Source organism: Bradyrhizobium sp. NDS-1, from assembly GCF_032918005.1.
GTDB lineage: Bacteria > Pseudomonadota > Alphaproteobacteria > Rhizobiales > Xanthobacteraceae > Bradyrhizobium > Bradyrhizobium tunisiense.
Genome location: NZ_CP136628.1, coordinates 4,060,548 through 4,079,238, shown reverse-complemented (window position 1 = coordinate 4,079,238; position 18,691 = coordinate 4,060,548). Strand labels below are relative to the sequence as shown.

At 64.3% G+C, this 18,691-nt stretch carries 15 protein-coding genes and 1 tRNA gene; 11 read left to right on the top strand and 5 right to left on the bottom strand.

The window, feature by feature from the left end; translation table 11 throughout:
- Positions 1 to 21: 21 nt before the first annotated feature.
- Positions 22 to 1,377 (bottom strand): bifunctional UDP-N-acetylglucosamine diphosphorylase/glucosamine-1-phosphate N-acetyltransferase GlmU, encoded by a 1,356-nt coding sequence (gene glmU, locus RX330_RS19260; RefSeq protein ID WP_317239431.1) that lies wholly within the window; start codon positions 1,375 to 1,377, stop codon positions 22 to 24.
- Positions 1,378 to 1,548: 171 nt separating this feature from the next.
- Between glmU and RX330_RS19255 the strand changes: the two genes are divergently transcribed.
- The 4 genes from RX330_RS19255 (at position 1,549) to RX330_RS19240 (ending at position 4,302) form a co-directional block, all read left to right on the top strand.
- Entirely contained in the window at positions 1,549 to 2,886 is a 1,338-nt protein-coding gene (locus tag RX330_RS19255; RefSeq protein WP_317239430.1) for a hypothetical protein, read from the top strand.
- 136 nt (positions 2,887 to 3,022) lie between these two features.
- On the top strand, positions 3,023 to 3,463 hold the full coding sequence (locus tag RX330_RS19250) for an MgtC/SapB family protein (protein ID WP_212084903.1): 441 nt from the start codon (positions 3,023 to 3,025) through the stop codon (positions 3,461 to 3,463).
- Between the two features lie 116 nt (positions 3,464 to 3,579).
- Positions 3,580 to 3,738: a hypothetical protein gene (locus RX330_RS19245; RefSeq protein WP_317239429.1), complete on the top strand. Its 159-nt coding sequence runs from the start codon at positions 3,580 to 3,582 to the stop codon at positions 3,736 to 3,738.
- A gap of 183 nt (positions 3,739 to 3,921) precedes the next feature.
- Positions 3,922 to 4,302, top strand: coding sequence for a hypothetical protein (locus RX330_RS19240; RefSeq protein WP_212084900.1), 381 nt, complete (start codon positions 3,922 to 3,924; stop codon positions 4,300 to 4,302).
- Here the strand turns inward: RX330_RS19240 and RX330_RS19235 are convergent.
- Positions 4,262 to 5,821 carry a beta-(1-6) glucans synthase gene (locus tag RX330_RS19235; protein ID WP_317239428.1) on the bottom strand — a complete coding sequence of 520 codons (1,560 nt, stop codon included), beginning with the start codon at positions 5,819 to 5,821 and terminating at the stop codon, positions 4,262 to 4,264. The genes RX330_RS19240 and RX330_RS19235 overlap by 41 nt on opposite strands.
- Before the next feature lie 354 nt (positions 5,822 to 6,175).
- Between RX330_RS19235 and RX330_RS19230 the strand changes: the two genes are divergently transcribed.
- From RX330_RS19230 to RX330_RS19205, 6 genes are all read left to right on the top strand, one after another.
- Positions 6,176 to 6,760 (top strand): beta-1-3, beta-1-6-glucan biosynthesis protein, encoded by a 585-nt coding sequence (locus RX330_RS19230; RefSeq protein WP_317239427.1) that lies wholly within the window; start codon positions 6,176 to 6,178, stop codon positions 6,758 to 6,760.
- Positions 6,761 to 6,977: 217 nt separating this feature from the next.
- Complete coding sequence (locus tag RX330_RS19225; RefSeq protein ID WP_317239426.1) at positions 6,978 to 9,638, top strand: glycosyltransferase; 2,661 nt, start codon at positions 6,978 to 6,980, stop codon at positions 9,636 to 9,638.
- Positions 9,639 to 10,066: 428 nt separating this feature from the next.
- Positions 10,067 to 10,142, top strand: a tRNA-Lys gene (locus tag RX330_RS19220).
- 409 nt (positions 10,143 to 10,551) lie between these two features.
- A complete protein-coding gene (locus RX330_RS19215) occupies positions 10,552 to 11,076 on the top strand; it encodes a hypothetical protein (RefSeq protein ID WP_212084888.1) in 525 nt (174 codons plus the stop codon).
- 635 nt (positions 11,077 to 11,711) lie between these two features.
- The gene (locus RX330_RS19210; RefSeq protein WP_212084886.1) at positions 11,712 to 11,882 is read left to right on the top strand and encodes a hypothetical protein; all 171 of its coding nucleotides are present in this window, start codon (positions 11,712 to 11,714) and stop codon (positions 11,880 to 11,882) included.
- Between the two features lie 359 nt (positions 11,883 to 12,241).
- Positions 12,242 to 12,484, top strand: a complete 243-nt coding sequence (locus RX330_RS19205; RefSeq protein ID WP_212084884.1) for a hypothetical protein — start codon at positions 12,242 to 12,244, stop codon at positions 12,482 to 12,484.
- 62 nt (positions 12,485 to 12,546) lie between these two features.
- On the opposite strand, the gene RX330_RS19200 is transcribed toward RX330_RS19205, so the two are convergent.
- Both RX330_RS19200 and RX330_RS19195 read right to left on the bottom strand, forming a co-directional pair.
- Positions 12,547 to 13,233: a hypothetical protein gene (locus tag RX330_RS19200; RefSeq protein ID WP_317239425.1), complete on the bottom strand. Its 687-nt coding sequence runs from the start codon at positions 13,231 to 13,233 to the stop codon at positions 12,547 to 12,549.
- Between the two features lie 434 nt (positions 13,234 to 13,667).
- Positions 13,668 to 16,772, bottom strand: a complete 3,105-nt coding sequence (locus RX330_RS19195; protein WP_317243931.1) for a DEAD/DEAH box helicase — start codon at positions 16,770 to 16,772, stop codon at positions 13,668 to 13,670.
- A gap of 776 nt (positions 16,773 to 17,548) precedes the next feature.
- On the opposite strand from RX330_RS19195, the gene RX330_RS19190 reads away from it, so the two are divergent.
- The gene (locus RX330_RS19190) at positions 17,549 to 17,791 is read left to right on the top strand and encodes a hypothetical protein (protein WP_317239424.1); all 243 of its coding nucleotides are present in this window, start codon (positions 17,549 to 17,551) and stop codon (positions 17,789 to 17,791) included.
- 436 nt (positions 17,792 to 18,227) lie between these two features.
- On the opposite strand, the gene RX330_RS19185 is transcribed toward RX330_RS19190, so the two are convergent.
- On the bottom strand, positions 18,228 to 18,620 hold the full coding sequence (locus RX330_RS19185; protein WP_063203337.1) for an NUDIX hydrolase: 393 nt from the start codon (positions 18,618 to 18,620) through the stop codon (positions 18,228 to 18,230).
- Positions 18,621 to 18,691: the final 71 nt, after the last annotated feature.

Below are 18,691 nucleotides of genomic sequence, written 5' to 3'. Positions count from 1 at the left end.
AACTACAGCCTAAAGCGGCGCTCACTTCTCCGGCTTCTTGACGCCCGTCTTCAGCTCGCGGTAGCGCGCCGCGCCGCCTTCCCGGATGGTCTGCTGGTTGCGCTCGAGCGCCATCGCATCGTCGGGCACGTCGCGCGTAATCACCGAGCCCGAGCCGATATAGGCGCCGTTGCCGATTTTCACCGGCGCAACCAGCGAGGAGTTGGTGCCGACGAAGGCACCCTGCCCGATCACCGTCTTGTGCTTCTTGAAGCCGTCGTAGTTGCAGGTGATGGTGCCGGCGCCGATGTTGGAGTTGGCACCGACGGTGGCATCGCCGATGTAGGAGAGATGATTGACCTTGACGCCCGCCTCCAGCGTCGCCGCCTTGGTCTCCACGAAATTGCCGATCCGCGCGCCGTCGCCGAGCGAGGTGCCGGGCCTTAAGCGCGCATAGGGGCCGATCGAAACGTTCTTGCCCAGCGTCGTCTGCACGATGTGGGAGAAGGAATGGATCACGGTGCCGTCGGCGATCGACACGCCGGGGCCGATCACCACGAACGGCTCGATGGTCACGTCCTTGCCGAACATGGTGTCGGCGGCGAGGTAAACCGTCTCGGGAGCGATCAGCGTGACCCCGGCCTCCATCGCCGCTTTGCGCAAGCGTGCCTGCATCACGGCTTCTGCCTCGGCGAGCTGTGCCTTGGTGTTGATGCCGCGCACCTCGTCCTCGCCGGTCTCGATCACCACGGCCTCCCATCCCTGCTTGCGGACGATTTCGACCGCGTCCGTCAGATAATATTCGCCCTTGGAATTGGCATTGCCGATTTGGCCGAGGATTTGAAGCGCCCGGCGCCCGTCGATCGCCATCACGCCGGCATTGCACAGATCGATTTTGCGCTCGTCAGCGCTCGCATCGGCCTGCTCGCGGATCGCGACCAGACGTTCGCCCTCGACGATGAAGCGGCCATAGCCGGTGGGGTCGGCGGCACGGAAGCCGAGCGCGGCGATCGCAGCGCCCCTGGCGAGCGGCGCGCGCAGCCGCGCCAAAGTCTCGGCCGAGATCAGCGGCGTGTCGCCGAAGGCAATCAGGAGATCATCGACGCCCCGTTCGATCGCCTCGCGCGCCGCCAGCACCGCATGCGCGGTGCCGAGCCGCTCGGCCTGCACGAAGGTGAGCGCGTCGGGCCTGCTGCGCTTCGCTTCGTCCGCGACCGCCTGGTGATCGGGACCGATCACGACCGCGAGCGAGGTGCCGGTTCCCTTGGGTGCCGCAGCGAGCACGTGGGCAAGCAAGGTCTGGCTTGCGACCGGATGCAGGACTTTGGGCAGGCTCGATCGCATGCGCGTGCCTTCGCCGGCGGCGAGCACGATCGTGAGGCTGGAACGGGCGGTCATCGAAATCCTGTCAGATACGGCCGAATCAATTGGCGCGACGGCGGCGGGTCATCCCGAAAAGCTCTCGCCTTGCTACCCCCGCAAACGCCCGGAATTCAAGTGTGACGGGGTTTTCCTGTTAATGTTCCCTGATTGATTCGGGGAACCTTCGGGGTTGGGCACTTAACGTTCATGGCAAAGGATTCCGACCCACTGGCGGATGCCTTCGGCACCAAGGAGACCGGCGGGCTGTTCTCCGGACTTATAGCCGAGGAGAGCGCGCTCGACCGCCGCCTGATGTGGCGACTGGGCTCGTGGGGCGTGGCGGCCGTGGGCGCCGTCACCATCGCGGTGATGGCCAACCAGGCCGGGCTCGGCTGGCGACGCGACCAGGTCGCCTCCGCCGATCTCGCACGCCAGGCTGACCGGCTACAGATGCTGACCCGGGAGAGCCAGAACGAGGCCCGCCGGCTCGCCGCCGCCGTAGAGACGTTGAACAGCGATCGCGACCGGCTTTATTCACGCGTCACGGTGCTGGAGCAAGGCCTCGATTCCGTCACGGGCGCCATCGCCAAACAGACGACCGCCCCGCCGAAGCCGCAGGATGCTGCGGCGGCACCCGCAGCTCCCAGCGTCGCACCCGTCGCCTCGACGCCAACTCCGGCGACCGAGAAGCCGCGCACCGAAGCCGCCAAGGACGCTCAAAAGGATCCTCCGAAGGAAGCTTCGAAGGAGCTCCTGAGCCCGCCACCGCAGACCGCGGCGGCCGCCTCGCTCGTGCAGCAATCGGCGGCCATGACATCGGCGCTGCCGACCATTCCGCTGGTGCCGTCCAAGTCGATCATGGCGCCACCCGATCCGGCCGCATCGAAATTGATTCAGCCCGAGACAACCGAGAAGGCCGCCGAGCCCGCGCCGGCCCCCGCCGAGGTCGTCGCAGCAGCAACGAAGCCACCGGAAGCAGCCGAGACCGAGGCGCCCGCGATCGCAGTCCAGCAGACGCGCTTTGCGATCGACCTCGGCGGCGCCAATTCGATCGACGGTCTGCGTGCGCTCTGGCGCGGCGTGACGAAATCCAATCCGGAAGTTGGAGCGCTGCGTCCGATCATCATGATCAAGGAGGGCGCCACGGGCCTCGGCATGCAGCTCCGCCTGGGTGCCGGCCCCCTCGTCAACGCCGCCGCCGCCGCAAAATTCTGCGCGAGCCTCGCCGAGAACGATCGTCACTGCGAGACCGCCGTGTTCGACGGCCAGCGCCTGTCGATGCGCGGCGGACCGGAGAAGCCCGAGAAGAATCAGGACCGGGTGCAGGAGAAGACCTCCGAGAAGAGCCAGGAGGCGGCACCGCAAGCCGAAACCGCGCCCGCGCCCAGCGCCAAGCCGGACAAGCGCCGCCGCAGTTCTTCCTCGAAGCGCTCGTCCAAGCGCGAGGAGCCAGCACCCGCCCCTGCGGCGCCGCAGCCCGCGCCAGCGAAGCCGGAGGCCTCTGCATCTCCAGGATCAGGGCTGGCCTCTTTCTTCCGGCGATAGTGTTGCGCTCACCGCCAGTGGAGCGGCGAGCATGCGACCATCGGCCGCTTGAACCGGCCTGTTTTTTCTCGCGAAGTGCGAGTTCATTCCGGCGCGCCCGAAGGCGTTCGCGTCACCACCCAACTCAAGGGCCCTGATGAACGAACTGGATGATGTGCTGAGACTCCTCGTTGCCGCGGCGACAGGGCTGGTGATCGGCATCGATCGCGACATGAACGACAAGCCGGTGGGCATGCGTACCCTGGCGCTGGTGGCCCTGGGCTCTGCGCTGATTTCGATTTCTGTGATCGAGTTTCAGAATCTGCGCGACCACCCGGATGCGATCTCGAGGGTGGTCCAAGGCATTGTTACCGGCGTGCTGAGCGGCGTCGGGTTCATCGGCGCGGGCGTCATCCTGCACGACGTCAGGGCCAAGACGGTTCATGGCCTCACGACGGCGGCCACCGTCTGGATCGCTGCTGGTCTTGGCATCGCCTGCGCGCTGGGCGCCTGGCTGCTGGTCGGCGCCGCCATCGCAGTCACGCTGTTCGTGCTGTTCGGGCTCAGCTGGCTCGAACGCCGCCTGGGGTTGAAATGAGCCTGGCAGCCGCACACGGCAGGTGACCGACTTCATCTCTTCCGAGCGTACCAAATGATACGAACGAGGTTCGCGTAGGACTGCACTATCCGCCACGGATTTGATTCGGAGCGGAGATGACGGACGCAAATTTTCTGCGCGAGCAGCTCGCCTTCATCCGCGAGCTGGCCGAGCAGGCGGATCCCCACATCAGGAAACGGCTCATCGCATTGGCGGAGAAATACGAGCGCCGGCTGGCGGAGCAGAGCCGGAACGCGCAAGGTCCGCTCCGATGAGCTGGTTCAACTGCTCTTGCGTTGGCTTGTCCATGCTCACTCCTCGGCGGCACATGCGTGAGGCGTCACACGCCCAGAACAACCCTCGTGCTCGCCTGTTCCTCCGGAAGCCTGAAGCGGCGGATCGACAGAAACATCGCCTGCCCTGTTGCCTGCCCGCGCCATCCCGACCATATTGCCCCCATGACAAAAAAGCCCTTCCGTCTCACGCCCTACCAGGTGCAGTTCCTGATCGTCGTCGGCTTCGTTTCCGTCGGCTGTGCGCTCTACGTGCGCTATCTCGCGGTCGAGTTCTCGCAGGTCGCTCTCGCCTGTGACGCCGGGCTTCAGACGCTGACCTGCAAGGCGCGGTCGGTCTCGACCGTGCTGTTCAAGAATTCGGTGTTCGGCATCGTCGCGCTGGTGGTTGCGACGCTGAACCTGATGCGCCCGTCGATCGTGCTGCTCACCGTCGGCATCATCGCAGCGGGCCTCGGCATCGTGCTCTACAATGTCGTGCTGTCGGGCCTTGCGATCGGCCTGTTCATTCTTGGCTTTGCTCGGCCCGCGCCCGCCACAGCGTGAGCGCGAACAACAGATAGATCGCGCAGGTCCACAGCGACTGCCAGTTGTCGCGGCCTTCGTTGAAGAGCACGAAGACCGCCGACAGCGCCAGCAGCCCCGCGAACACCGCTTCGGCGATCGGGCGCTGGCCGATCTGCGGCCGGTTCAGCATCAATAGCGCAAACGGTACCACCGCCATCGTCAGCGCGGCGTAGGGAAAATCCTTGTAGCGCGGGTCGAACACGAAGCCGAGCGCGGTCGCGGCCGCGATCACCGCCGTCACCGCGAGCGTCAGGCCGAGCACGGCGGTGAGCTTCGACCATTTGCGGCCCTCGCGCGGACCGAGCAGATCGAGGAAGGTCGGAAGGCTGCGGCCGATCACCATCGCCTGCGCGCAGAAGATCGGCGACAGGATGCCGGCCAGCAGCAGCGCGCCCCAGAGCAGCCAGCCGCCGATGCCGTAGCTCTCGTAATACATCTTGTCGACGCCGATCCCGAGCAGGATCCCTGCCGTCGTCGCCGAGATACCGACGCCGAGCCAGGCCGAGAAGCGCGGCGTCCAGGGCCGCCGGCGCAGCGTGATGAGGGCGACCGCGAACACCAGCACGGAAAGTCCCATGCCCGTGCCCATGTACCATTTCCAGTACGGGAAGTTGCTGATCGCCTGGCCCGGCGGATATTTCAGGTTCCGGCGGACCGAATCGTACAGGCCCCAATAGCCGCCGACGGTGCCTTCCAGCTTGCGCTTCCACGGCTGGTCGTAGGACTCGATCAGGTTGACGCGAAACTTGTTCGCCTTCGCAAGGCCGAGGATTTCCGAGACCACACGCGCCTGATTGGTGCGCGAGGGCAACGCGCCGTCGCGCATCCGTCCCGCGCTCGGCCAGCCGGTCTCGCCGATCAGGATCTCCTTGCCGGGGAAGGCCACCGCCATGCGCTCGCGGATCGCCTCGACATGGGCGGAAGCGAATTTGGCCTTGACGGGCAAATCCTCCCAATAGGGCAGGATGTGGATCGTGACGAAGTCGACGACGTCATAGACCTCGCGGTTCTTCAGCCAATATTCCCAGACGTCGGCATAGGTGACGGGCACGCTGACCTGCCCCTTCACCAAGCGGATGATGGAGACGAGGTCGGCCGTCGTCATCTCGCCGCGCAGCAGCACCTCGTTGCCGACGATGACCGTGGTGATGATCTCGGGGAACTGCTTGGTGAGGCGGATCGCAAGGCCGGCCTGCTCGTAATTCTTCGTGCGATTGCTCGAGAGCCAGATGCCCTGCAGCACTTTCATTCCGCCGACCTTTGCCGCGATCGCCGGCACCTGGTCGAGCCCGTTCTCCATGGAATAGGTGCGGACGCAGTCGGTGATCTCCTTGAGCTGGCGCAGATCCTGCTCGATCTGCTCGGCCTCGATATGAGTCCACGGCTCCAGCGGCGTCTGCTCGCCGCGGAACGGCGCGTAGGAGACGCATTGGACCTTCTCGGCGGGATCGATCGGGGCGCGCGCGAGCGTGATCGGCGTCGCCAACCACCACCACACGGCAGCAATCGCACCCAGTGAAACGAGCAGCAGCGCCAGTGGCGTACGAAGAGAAATCGGTTCCGTCCTCCGCGAAGGGTCCGTCGATTACCTGCTTGCAAGCCGTCTGCCAAGGGGGGCCCAAATGTGGATCCGACGCATGGATCCGCTCCGTGGATCCGCGCCTGCTCCAAAGGAAACCGGCTGCGGCCGTTCGACCGGGGCCTAGCATCGTGACTTTGCTGGACAAAATTCCAAATACAGGTCATGGACTCCGAAAGACTTTTCCGCCGCATTGGAGACCCATTTGGACGCCATCACCGGCGCGTCCGCGGGATCCTGACGCGGACGGCCAGCGGATACATTGGGGAATTCATGCGGCAACGGGTGTTCGAGTCACGAAATGCGGTCCTGCGGCAGTTCGCCGCCACCTTGGCCGTCTCCTGCCTTCTCGTTCTCGCCGGTTTCGGTGGCGCCTCCGCCCAGAGCGGCACGCCCGCCCCGGACCAGGGCAAGGCCGCCGCCCAGCCCGCCGACGCCGCCAAGGATACCGCCCAGAACCAGCGCCGCACCGACGAGTTCGCAGAAGCAGCCCAGGTCATCAACGGCCCGGCCGGCAACCCCGAATGCGTCTGGCTCGGCCGGCGCGTGGTTCGGCTGATGTGGCGGGATGACCTCGATACCGCGTTCCGCCATCTCGACCTCTACGATCGCTTTGGCTGCCCCGGCGGCCACATCCAGGCTGCGTTCCGCTGCCTGACCCGCTTCGGCGGGCAGATCGATCCCAAGGTCGCCGAGACCCTGGACAGCCGCGTGCACGCTTGCTGGATCAATCCGGCCTCCCAGCCGCAGGCGGCGAGCGCCGCCCAACCGACCGCGCCGGCCGCCAACAATGCACAACCCCAGCCGGCCGCCAGCCCCTCGCCTGCGGCGAGCCCGTCCCCGGCCCCCCCGAAATAGCCGCGATCGTTTCAGCTCTCGTTCAGGAACGATCGGCCATAGACGCGGTTGGCACTGCCGCGCGTCGTTCGAAAAAGGCCATGCCCTCATAATATGGACATGAGGCCATGACAGTTGAACCGCACGGCGGAGATATGCTTCCTTTGCCGTGGACTTGGTCGGATCTCGGGGTCGGATCCGCTGCCCTGCCCCCTCAGCCCCTTTTGGTTTAGCCGCGATGCGCGTTGTCGCCGCCGTTCTGTTGCTCGTGTCCGCGCTCCACGCTGGGTTATGGGGAGTCCTGCGCGACAGGGAACCCGCGCCGGATTTCAAGGGCCTGGTGCCGAGCCTGTCCTATACGCCGTTCGAACCGGGCCATGTCGTCGATCTCAACGTCGACCCCGACAAGATTCGCGCGGACATGAAGAAGCTCTCGACCCTCACGCGAGCGATCCGTTCCTACTCCGCGACGGAGGGCAACGAGCTGGTGCCGCCGATCGCGGCCGAGTTCGGCCTCAAGGTTACGGTCGGCGCGTGGATCGACAAGGACGAGGATCGCAACGAGCGCGAGATCAAGGCTGCGATCGAGCTCGCCCGCAAGAACAGCAACGTCGTCGGCGTCGTGGTCGGCAACGAGGTGATCTACCGCGGCGAGCAGAAGGTCGAAGACCTCATCCGGATGATCAAGAAGGTCAAGAGCGCGGTCCGCGTTCCCGTTACGACGGGCGAGATCTGGAACATCTGGCGCGATTTCCCTGACCTCGCCTCCAACGTCGACTTCATCGCCGCGCACGTTCTGCCCTATTGGGAAAACTTCCGTTCGGATCAGGCCGTCGACCAGGCCGTGGACCGCTACAACCTCCTGCGCAATCAGTTCCCGGGCAAGCGCATCGTGATCGCCGAGTTCGGTTGGCCGAGCGCAGGCTATAATTTGCGCAACGCAGACCCCGGTCCGTTCCAGCAGGCGGTGACCTTGCGCAACTTCGTCACCCGCGCCGAAGCGCTCGGCATGGACTACAACATCGTCGAAGCCATCGATCAGCCCTGGAAATTCTTCGAAGGTGGCGTCGGTCCCTATTGGGGCATCCTCAATGCCAGCCGCGAGCCGAAATTCGCCTGGACCGGCCCGGTGGAGAATCCCGATTACTGGAAGCTGATGGGCATCGCGCTCTTGGTCGGCGTGCTGCTGTCGCTGCCGATTCTGCGGATCGAAAAGCCGACCGCCAGGCAGGCCTTCCTGCTGTCGGCGACCGCCAACGGCGTCGGCGCCTGGGCCGCGACCGTGTTCGCCTACTGGAACGGCCACTACTTCCTGTTCGGCTCGGCCTTCGCGCTGACGCTCGGCATGATCCTTCTCGTTCCGCTGGTCCTGATCGCGATGGCGCGCATCGACGAGATCGCCGCGGTCGCCTTCGGCCGGCCGCCGCAGCGCCTGATCGCCAAGGACAAGCCGGTCGAGAACGTGCCCGAGACTTACTGCCCCAAGGTCTCGATCCATATCCCGGCCTATTTCGAGCCGGTCGATATGCTGAAGCAGACGCTGGATGCGCTGTCGCGGCTGAACTATCCGAACTACGAATGCGTGGTCATCATCAACAACACGCCCGATCCCGCCTTCTGGCAGCCGATCCAGGACCATTGCCGCGCGCTCGGTGAACGCTTCAAGTTCATCAACGCCGAGAAGGTGCAGGGCTTCAAGGCCGGCGCGCTGCGCATCGCGATGGACCGCACTGCAGCGGATGCCGAGATCATCGGTATCCTCGATGCCGACTACGTCGTCGATCCCGACTGGCTGAAGGACCTCGTGCCCGCGTTCGCCGACCCGAGCGTCGGCCTCGTGCAAGCGCCGCAGGAGCATCGCGACGGCGACCTGTCGATCATGCACTACATCATGAACGGAGAATATGCCGGCTTCTTCGACATCGGCATGGTCCAGCGCAACGAGGCCAACGCCATCATCGTGCACGGCACGATGTGCCTGATCCGCCGCGCGGCGATGGACATGGCCGGCGGCTGGTCGAGCGACACGATCTGCGAGGATTCAGACCTCGGGCTTGCGATCCAGGAGCTCGGCTGGACCACCCACTACACCAACCACCGCTACGGCCAGGGCCTGCTCCCGGACACCTACGAGGCCTTCAAGAAGCAGCGTCACCGCTGGGCCTATGGCGGCCTCCAGATCGTCAAGAAGCACTGGCGCCAATTCCTGCCCGGCAAGAGCCGCCTGACGCCCGACCAGAAGCGCGAATACGGCCTCGGCTGGCTGAACTGGCTGGGCGCCGAAAGCCTCGGCGTGGTCGTGGCGCTGCTCAACCTCATCTGGGTGCCGATCGTCGCCTTCGCCGACATCGCCATTCCCGACAAGATTCTGACGCTGCCGATCATCGGCGCCTTCATCGTCTCGCTGGCGCACTTCCTGTCGATGTACCGCGCCCGCGTCGCCATCAAGCCCGGCCAGATGCTGGGCGCCATGATCGCGGCGATGAGCGTGCAATGGACGGTGTCGCGCGCCGTGGCGCAGGGCCTGATCACCGAGCACATCGCCTTCGCCCGCACCTCGAAGGGCGGCCTGTCCAGGATGTCGATCGAGTTCCAGGCGTTCTGGGAGGCCGTGATCGGCGCCCTCCTCATCATCGGCGCCGGCGTCCTGATCGCGACCAACAGCTACAAGCAGATCACGGAGATCTACATCTTCGCCGGCGTCCTCATGCTGCAAAGCCTGCCGTTCCTGGCCGCCGTCGCCATCGCCGTCCTCGAGCTCAGCCGCATCAATTCGTTCCAGTTCTGGCGCGACAGCGCGATCCGCACCGCCGAGCTGATCGGCCTCCGCCCGGTGACGCTGCCTCCGGTGGGCGCGCCGCAGGCGGTGCCGAACGAGGTGCGGCGGGAGACGAACTGACGGGCCGTCGCCCGCGGCGCATCCTTCGAGACGCCGCCGGCGGCGGGCCTCAGGATGAGGTCCCGTTTTGCGGCGAGATTGTCAGACCCTCATGGTGAGGAGCCCGCCGAAGCGGGCGTCTCGAACCATGAAAGGCCGAACTCCTACTGCAATCTCCCGCAGCTCAACGTGGACGACGACCCGCCAATCGGGTTGAGATTTCCGGCCTAAGCCGTGGAGCCCGCAAGAAAATCCCCACTCCTGCCGAGACTTTCGGCAGCGCCCCGCACTATTGACCTGCGCAGCCGCTGCCCCTACACAGCGCAGGCCGAGAGCATGATCCGGAAACAGCCGGTTTTTCCTCGCGACGCCCATAGCGTAGCGGCAAGACATGCTTCTCGAATGTCCGAACACGATGGCGATCTCTTTGAAGCCATCAGCGGCCATGGGAGCGCGTAGCTCAGCCGGTAGAGCACGTGACTTTTAATCACGGGGTCCTGGGTTCGAGCCCCAGCGCGCTCACCACTTACTGAACCGCAGCCTTCGGCCAGTCACCCCAATCTGCTGTCGAAGCCTTGCACTCATCCTCTGGTTGCGGAATAATGCAGCCACTTCTTATTAGCTTTGATGAATTTATTTCAGAGAGAAACTTTTCCATGCGCGCAACGCTTGCGACGTGTTTCCTCGTATTGACATCCACCTCTGCGCTTTCAGGTGGTCTAATTGGCGACTTTCTCAAGGAAATTGCACCGAACGTTGGCAACTCGGTAGACCGGTTGCACCGCCCGGCGGACGAGCTCGGACAATTAGGGGACGAGTCGCCGCCTCTCTCTCAAAACATCACAAACCTCTGCAAAGAAAATCCGTCCTTGGAACAATGCAGATTCATTTTTGGGCCTGGGTTAGACGCCAAAAGCATCAATTCGGTTCAGAGATGATCGCCAGGGTCTATCGCCGACTTATTCAGATCGGGAAGGTGAGCGGCGCGATTTCATTTCTGATCGCCGCCCCTTACGCGCTGGTCCAATATTGGCAGGCCCGGGACAACGCTCGCGTTGAACAGACCTTGGGCTTTTACAAGCTTTATAACTCAAAGCCGTTCACCGACTATCGCGAGAAGCTAACAAAAGCGCTCGTGAAATATAGAGCGCAGTTGAATGTTGCAGCCCAAAGCACCGAGCAACTCCTTGCGACTCAAGTAGACTTGGTCAAGTCCGAAGATGTTGAAATGGAGCTGCTTTTACTATTCGATTTTTTTGATGGAGTGGCTGTGTGTGTTGCGAGTGACGTCTGCGACAATGACACCGCGGTTCGCCTGTTTAGGCCGCGAGCGATAGATATCTATTTGAACTTTTACCAGTATATGAAGGCGCAGCGAGCAGGTCAGCCAACCTCAGACTATGGCGCCGGCTTAGAAGCGATCGCTCGCTCTGGCCAAGCCCCCCAAAGGAAAGAATAAGTGGAGCTGCGAAAAGATATTCTTCACATCGACCCGCTCGTCCGTGATGCTCTGTCGCAGCGAAAGCATCATTGAATCCTGCTGATTCAGAGTCGCGTTCTGCTGCAATGCGTCGTTGTTCTCCTGTTGCGGTGTACTCCAGTGCACTCAACCATGTGCGTGTCCCGCCCTAGTTGAACGTAATTCGTTTCGTCGACGCGATGGCAACGAGCCCTTCCTCGCGCGCCAATTTCCGATAGACTCCAGTAGTCACCCCGAGATGACTCCCCGCAGCACGCGCCTATTGTGCCCTACCCCTCCAGGCATTTTGGCGATGATCTGCGCAGCGAAAGACAGTCCGCCCGTTCTGATCTGCTCCAAGTGCAGACGGCCGATGACGTTTTTGGCGACCCTGCCCGCAATCCTCACGCTTCCCGCGGAGCATGCCTACCAGTGCCGTCCGTGTCTGCGGGTGGACACCATCCGGCTGGCTTGAGGCCGAAATGGCCGAGCGCGCGCCAGGGAGCATCATGCTGTCGACTTGCCGCGCCCTGCCATTGCGTCGCACCCGCGGCTGCTCCAGGCCGCCCGGGCCCAAAATGCCGGAAGACAACGGGCCGGAAACGTGTAGGATTCCCCAAAACCGGAGGAACGGCATGTTTGAGATCAACGGTTTCGACACGGCGGGCGTCGTCAGCCTGAAGCGGGCGTCACTCGCCGCGGCGCTCAAGAAGGCCAAGGAACTGGTTGAGGACGGCTGCTGGGACGTTCAGATCGTTGATCCCAACGGCCGCGTCTACACCTCCTTCGAAGAGCAGGCCGCCTAACCCCGAGCGATCACCTGCCGTTATCCGCCTCGGCCGACCTTCGACGAGGCATTGCTCAGCCGGCGCCGCGTCGCTCCAGACGGGGACCGCGAAGCGTGTCGGCGGACTTGCGTTCGCGTGCGGCCGATGCACCCTGTCATGGCGCGCGAGGATGATGCGCTGTTGCTGCCGCCACGGCACTGCATGATACGAGCGACAGCCCCACGAGACCTACGGAAAGAAGAGCACGCATCGGGTCAGCTCCAATCGAGCAATCGTTCCATTATCTGATGTCCCGATCGGGGCACCACCATTGCCAGTCCACTGGTTTGGGCGCAGGCTCTCTGCAGGCGCTTTAAGACGCCTTACGGGAGAGAGACATGAAGGAAGCGGGCCTGGACGGCCGCCATCGCGACAAGGATGGCAGCATCAGCAAGAAGCACGGCAACACGCTGGTCGGCACATTGCGCAAGATCTACGGAAGGGGTTTTGCGGCCGGGTATCCCGATGCGACGCCACTCAGCGAGATCCTCGCCCAGCTGAACGAGACGTCGCTGAGCCAGTTGCGTCGCGATCACGACACCGGGCATTTGGCGCACAAGATCGATCACGCCGCGAAGTGACGAACTGCCAGACCTCACGGCCAATCCCGGGGCGACCTGGTCGATCAGGGACGTTGCGGTCGTCAGCTTTCCGGAGCCGCGGCCGGCACGGTCAACGGAGCGCCGCCAACGGAAACCGGCCCGAGAGGCCCGGCCGGACCGACGGGCCCAACTGGTTTGGGCTCCCGAACCAGCCGCTTGCGCATCGCGGCGGACAGTCCATAGCGGGCATTCGCTCTTCGAATGGAGGACGTGACGTCCGACATCATCGTGGCGCTTTGCAGCGCATCGACCTTCGCAATCAGCGTCGACAGTTGCGATGAGATCTTCTTCACATCGACCCGCTCGTCCGTGATGCTCTGTCGCAGCGACAGCAGCAGCATCGAATCCTGCTGGAGCAGAACCGAGTTCTGGTCGGCTGCCTGATTGCTCTGTTGCAGCAACGCAGTGTGTTGCTGCTGGGCCGCCTGAATGTCCTTTAGCGCAGCGACAACGGGATCCGGCTTTGGCTCGGATGCTTCGAGGCGCGGAAGCAGTTCGGCCAGGCGGCTGACGTTCAGCGAGGAAAAATCAGACGGCGAGGTATAGATGGCCGCCGCGCCGTTAATGGCCAGGGCACACACCGAAAAGGCCAGGATCGATTTGCGACTGGACCGCTTGGCCGGCTCCGGAGCTTCGGGAGTGTCGGATTCAAGCGCTGACGCGGCGTCAGCCAGCGCGACTGCGTCGAGCTCTTCTGCGAAGCTTGCCGTTTCGAATGCCGCGGTCATCTGCGTTGACCCCAATGAGCGAGCAATAGGAAGCCGCCCCCTGGAACGCCCTCGCGACGCACCGTTTACGCAGCACCCATACACAACTGCCCAAAATTGTGAGCATTTTGAATTAATTCCACGTTAGCGACGTGGCCGGCTGACCCCGGCTGAATACGGAGGCCATCGCATCTGGAAGCGATTTCGCCTGTGGCCATCCTTCGAGACGCCGCTTGCGCGGGCTCCTCAGGATGAGGACCGCGTGGACGGCACCAGTTTCAACGAGCACCGGTGCTGCTTAGCCTCATCCTGAGGAGCCCGCGCAAGCGGCGTCTCGAAGGACGAGGCGTGCACTCAGGTGGTTGCGACCAGCCTGTTTTCCGGATTCAAAACACGTTGTGCCAGCAGCACTTAGCTACTGTGCATGGGGTTGTTTTCGCAGTTTTTGATCCGCCCTACCCCTCGTCCAGCAGCTCGAACAGCTCCTCCACCCGCTCGAACGGCGCGTCCTGCATCTTGGCGTGATAGACGACGCGATCACCGTCGCGTTGCAGCGACTTGCCCCGCGATTTCTTCAAACGTCCCGGCAGGAACGTCGCGGCCGCCGCCTCGGGGCCGACATCGAGGCGGATGATGCCGCGTCGCTTGCATTCGAACCTGAGCCTGGCTGCAGCGAAGAAGTCGCGCGCAACCTTCGGCAAAGGTCCGAAGCGGCGGGCGGTTTCCTCCTCGAGGTCTTCGAGGTCGTCCTCGTCGGTGCATCTTGCCGCGCGCGCATAGAGTTCGAGACGCACCGGCTCGGACTGCACGTAGGTCTCGGGCAGCATGTCCGCGACCGGAAGATTGAGGTCGGGCACCCATACCGCCTGTCCCTCGTCGAGCTTCTCCGAAGCCATCTTCAGAAGGTGGCTGTAGAGCACGGGCCCGAACACCTGGACGTGGCCGGATTGCTCCTCCGAAAACAAATCGCCGGCGCCTCGCAGATCCAGGTCGCGCTCGCTGATGGCAAAGCCCGCGCCGGGCCGGCTGAACTCCTCGAGCACGGCCAGCCGCTTCTCGGACTGCCCGGACTGCGTCTCGGTCAGGAGATGGGCGAAGGCGCGGATGCCGCCACGGCCAACGCGCCCGCGCAGCTGGTGCAGCTGGGCGAGGCCGAACTTCTCCGGCCAGCAGACCACGATGGTGTTCGCACGCGGAATATCGAGCCCGCTCTCGACAATGTTGGTCGCGAGCAGGACGTCGGCCCTGCCCTCGACGAAGCTCATCATGCGATCGTCGATCTCGTCGGCCGCCAATCGGCCGTGCAGGCAGACGATGCGCAAATCAGGCGCCACCGCCTGCACCCGCGCCAGCATCGGATCGAGATCCTGGATGCGCGGGCAGATCAGGAAGCTCTGGCCGTGGCGGCGCTGCTCGCGCAGCAACGCGGAGGCAATCGCCGCGTCCGACAGCGGCGCGATCCGCGTCGCCACCGGCAGCCGGTGCACCGGGGGCGATGCGATCACGCTGAGGTCGCGGAAGCCGGCAAGGCCCGCGGCGAGCGTGCGCGGGATCGGCGTCGCGCTCATCATGAGCACGTGGACGTTCTTGGCAAGGCCGGCGAGCTTGGCCTTCTCGGCCGCGCCGAAATGCTGCTCTTCGTCGATGATGACGAGGCCGAGATCGCTGAACTTGACGTCCTTGCCGGTCAGCGCCTGGGTGCCGATCACGATCTTGATCCGGCCGCTGCGCAGGCCCTCCCTGGTCTCGCGCAGCTCCGCGCCCGAGGTCGCCCGCGACAAATTGCCGACCTCGATGCCGAATGGCGCAAAACGCTTCTGGAACGTTGCGACGTGCTGGCGGGCGAGCACCGTCGTCGGCACCGCGATCGCCACCTGCTTGCCCGACAGCACCACGGCGGCGGCCGCGCGCAACGCAACCTCGGTCTTGCCGAAGCCGACGTCGCCGCAGATCACCCGGTCCATGGGATGACCGGATGCGAGATCGTCGAGCACATCGGCGACCGCCTTGGCCTGGTCGCTGGTGGTGAAATAGGGAAACCGCGCGACGAACTTCTCGTAGGCCGATCCCGGCGGCACCAGCTTCTCGCCGCGCCGGCGGCGGCGCTGGCTGATGTGCTTGGCAAGCGCCTTGCCGGCGGCCTGGATTTCGCGCTCGGCCGAGGTGCGGCGGGCCCACCATGTGCTGCCGTCCGCCTTGTCGAGCGAAAGCTTGCCGAGCTCGGCCGCGTAAGGCCACATCAAGGCAAGATCAGGCGGCGGCACGAGCACGGCGTTGTCGCCGGCGAACTTCAGGCGGATCATCTCGCGCAGCGCGCCGCCGCCCGTGTTCACGGTCTGCAGGCCGTCGAGCACGCCGAGGCCGCGCTGGAGATGGATGACCACCGTGCCCTGCTCGGGCACGTCGGCATGCTCGAACGCCGCGCTCCAGGCGCGCGCCATCGGCTGCGGATGATGTGCCCGGCTGCCGAGCACGTCGGAGGCCGTCACCACGACGAGAGGCTTTTTCCCCGGCACGACGAAGCCCGCATCAAGATCGGCCAGCAGTGCCACCTCGCCGCTGCGCCCGCGCGTCGCCTCGTCCCAATCGTCACAGCGCTGCGCCTTGAGGCCGCTCATCCGCTCCATCACGCGCAGATCGTCCTCCTGCGCTGCGACGAGGATCAGTCGCGAGCCGGCGCGCCGCGTCTCCTCGACGAAACCACGCAGCGCCTTCCTAGCGGATGTCAGCTTCGAAAACTCCGGGATGGTCTGGAAGGACGAAGCGCGCGGCAGCACCTTCATGCCCTTGGAGAGCTGCTTCCAGTCGCGCCGTCCGAGATATTCGCGCTCACGCTCCGCACGCGGCGCGGCCTCCTCGATGGTATCGAACCAGCCGTCGGCGTGCACCGGGACGCCCGCATCGGCGATCCATTTGGCAGGCCCGCAATAGTCGAACAGGCTCGCGCGCCTGCTGCCTTTGCCGGCGAGGCCAAGTCGCTCCGACATGGGATCGACGAGAAGCTCCCTGGTCTCGAAGATGATCCTGTGCTCGTTCGGATCGAACGCCACGATCCGCTTTATCGCGCGATCCGAATGCTCGATCCGGAACGGCCCCAGCGCGCCCGCGGGGAATATCTCGAAGGTCTGCCCGTGGAACAGCGCCCCGCCCGGATAATCCGGCTCGTCCTCGAGGTCGTATCCCAAGGCTTCGAGGCGCGCCTCGAGGTCGCTCTCCGAGAAGGCGCCGCCTACCTTCAAGCTCAGGCTCAGGCGCGACAGGCTCGCCGGCGGCGGCAGGCGCTCCATCACGGCTTCCGCCGTCGAGACGAGAAACAGCGGCTTCTTGGATTTTGCGAGGCGCCTCAGGACGGAGGCCCTGCGTCCTGCGAGTTCGTGCGACGGCTCCAGCTGATCGAACGGCAAGGTGTTCAATCGCGGAAACACCAAAACCTCGCAAGCAGGGTCGAGCGCGTGAATGACACTGCCCAGCCGCTCCGCCCTGTTCTCGCTCTCGGCGAGAAAAACGATGCCGCTGCGTCCAGACTGTTTCCATTGGGCAAGCAGATGGAGAGCCAGCAGGCCGAGCGGCGACGCAGACGAGATCGTGCCGCGCTGCGCCGCTTTGCTCCTCCTCGGCGACGTCTTGCCAGGCAACGCCCTCTTCGGCGGCGTCTTCTTCGGGAGCGGCTTCTTCGGGAGCGTCTTGGCCACCCGCGCCTTTTTGGTAAGCCTCACTTGGATCCGTTTCTGGTCGTAAACCGTCGTCAACTGAACGCCAGCCGCCCATATTTCGATTCGGCGACTTCTCGCCCTGCATATGGGATTTGCCCCACGAACGCACGCCTGGTCGCAACGCTCGGCGTGGCGCTGCGATCCCGACATACGGGTTGTTTGATCAGGCTACGGATCGGAACTGGCGCGGCGTGGGATCTGCGTCGCGCGATGCGACGCCTGGCGCGATTGTAGACGTTCTGCGCGCAGGGGCCACGAAAAAGCCCCAGCGCTTGGAGCCACGCTGGGGCGTTTCGTTCAAAATGGATCGGTTAAGCAATGACCTCTTCATAACAGCGGATTCGCCGCGCGCTTGTGAGCTGGTTCACACGCCTTGCAACAGACAAACGACCTCGGGGGACCGAGGTCGCCAACCTTTGTGGGGAAGGTTTTCTCGCGGCCCGGGGGCTTTAGGGGGCTTGGGGGTTGGGCCGAGAGCCAGGATTCGACGCCTGCCGTAAGCAATCGTTCCAAACGCGCCGCCGGCACGCTCCGTCTGCCCATCAAGCCGGAGCGGGATACCGCGCCCCGGTTTGAGTGCGTACGCATCGCGCGCTACGATGGCCTCTTTCACGGAGGCTCATTTGAAACCATTCATTTTCTTCATCGCCGCCATCGCGTTGCTTGCGACCGCTCCCGCCCGCTCACAGCCGCTGGTCGACCCCAAGAAGGTCGCTCCCGAATTCCGCGAGGCGGCCGAGAAGCGCCGGGCCGAGCAGTTGCGCCAGCGCGAATGCGCGCTGAAGGCGGATCTCGAGAAGGTGCTGCCGAGAGACCGCACCGCTTTCCTGAACCATTGCCTGGAGACGATCGCGGCCAAGCAATAACAGCCGACAGCCTGTTTTCAACCGGGACCCTTCCGCCGCCGGCCGCGCGGCCGGCCGACGGCGCTTTGCCGCGCGCCGAAGGTATTCAAGCTTTCTTCAGACATTTGGGATCACCTGACGATCCATTTCAAAAGTCATTGTTGTCCGCGCATGAGTTCGGTCCAGATCCAGTGCACGCGGTGCAAGAACGTGTTTCGCGATCGCGCCGGGCGGTTGCAAGACGGCTATTCCAGGCAATGTCCGGGTTGCGAAGTGGTGCTGTTCGTCGCCGAGGACTCCCAACACCCCTTCATCAAGCGCGCGATGCGAAATGCGCGCAAGGCCCGCAAGGAGATGCGGGAGGCGGATGAGGCAAGACTAGCTGCTCCGGAGCCGCGCGTGGCTCGATCGAGGTCGTTCGCCGGACGGACGCGATCGGCGGAACGCGAGGACTAGCTCACCTGCGCTTCTGCTTCCTCGGAAACAGGCGGTCGCGGATATAGCGCGAGGTCGCCGTCAGACGGATGCCGCGCGGCTTCTGCCAGGCGGCACGGTCGATCTCCTTCTTGTCGCCGATCGCCAACCTGCCCTTGGCCGTCTTCGCAATAAAGATCGCGTCGCTCATCTTGCGGCCGGAGCGCTTGTTCCTCGCCTTCACTTCCTTCCAGAGGCTGATCCTGCCGAGCTTCAGCTTGGGCAGTTCCTCCCTGATCTCCCGACGCAGGCAATCCTTGTCGGACTCGCGCGCACGCTTACGGCCGCCCGGGAACATCCACAGGCCGTCCGACCGGCGCCTGACCAACAATACCTTGCCGCGCCTCGCTGCAACCAGCTTCGAAGACTTCGCCATCGCTGCCGTCAATGAAACAGAATCGTTCCAATCGTAACTTGTCTAGTCGAACAGACAAGTTTGCGACAGAC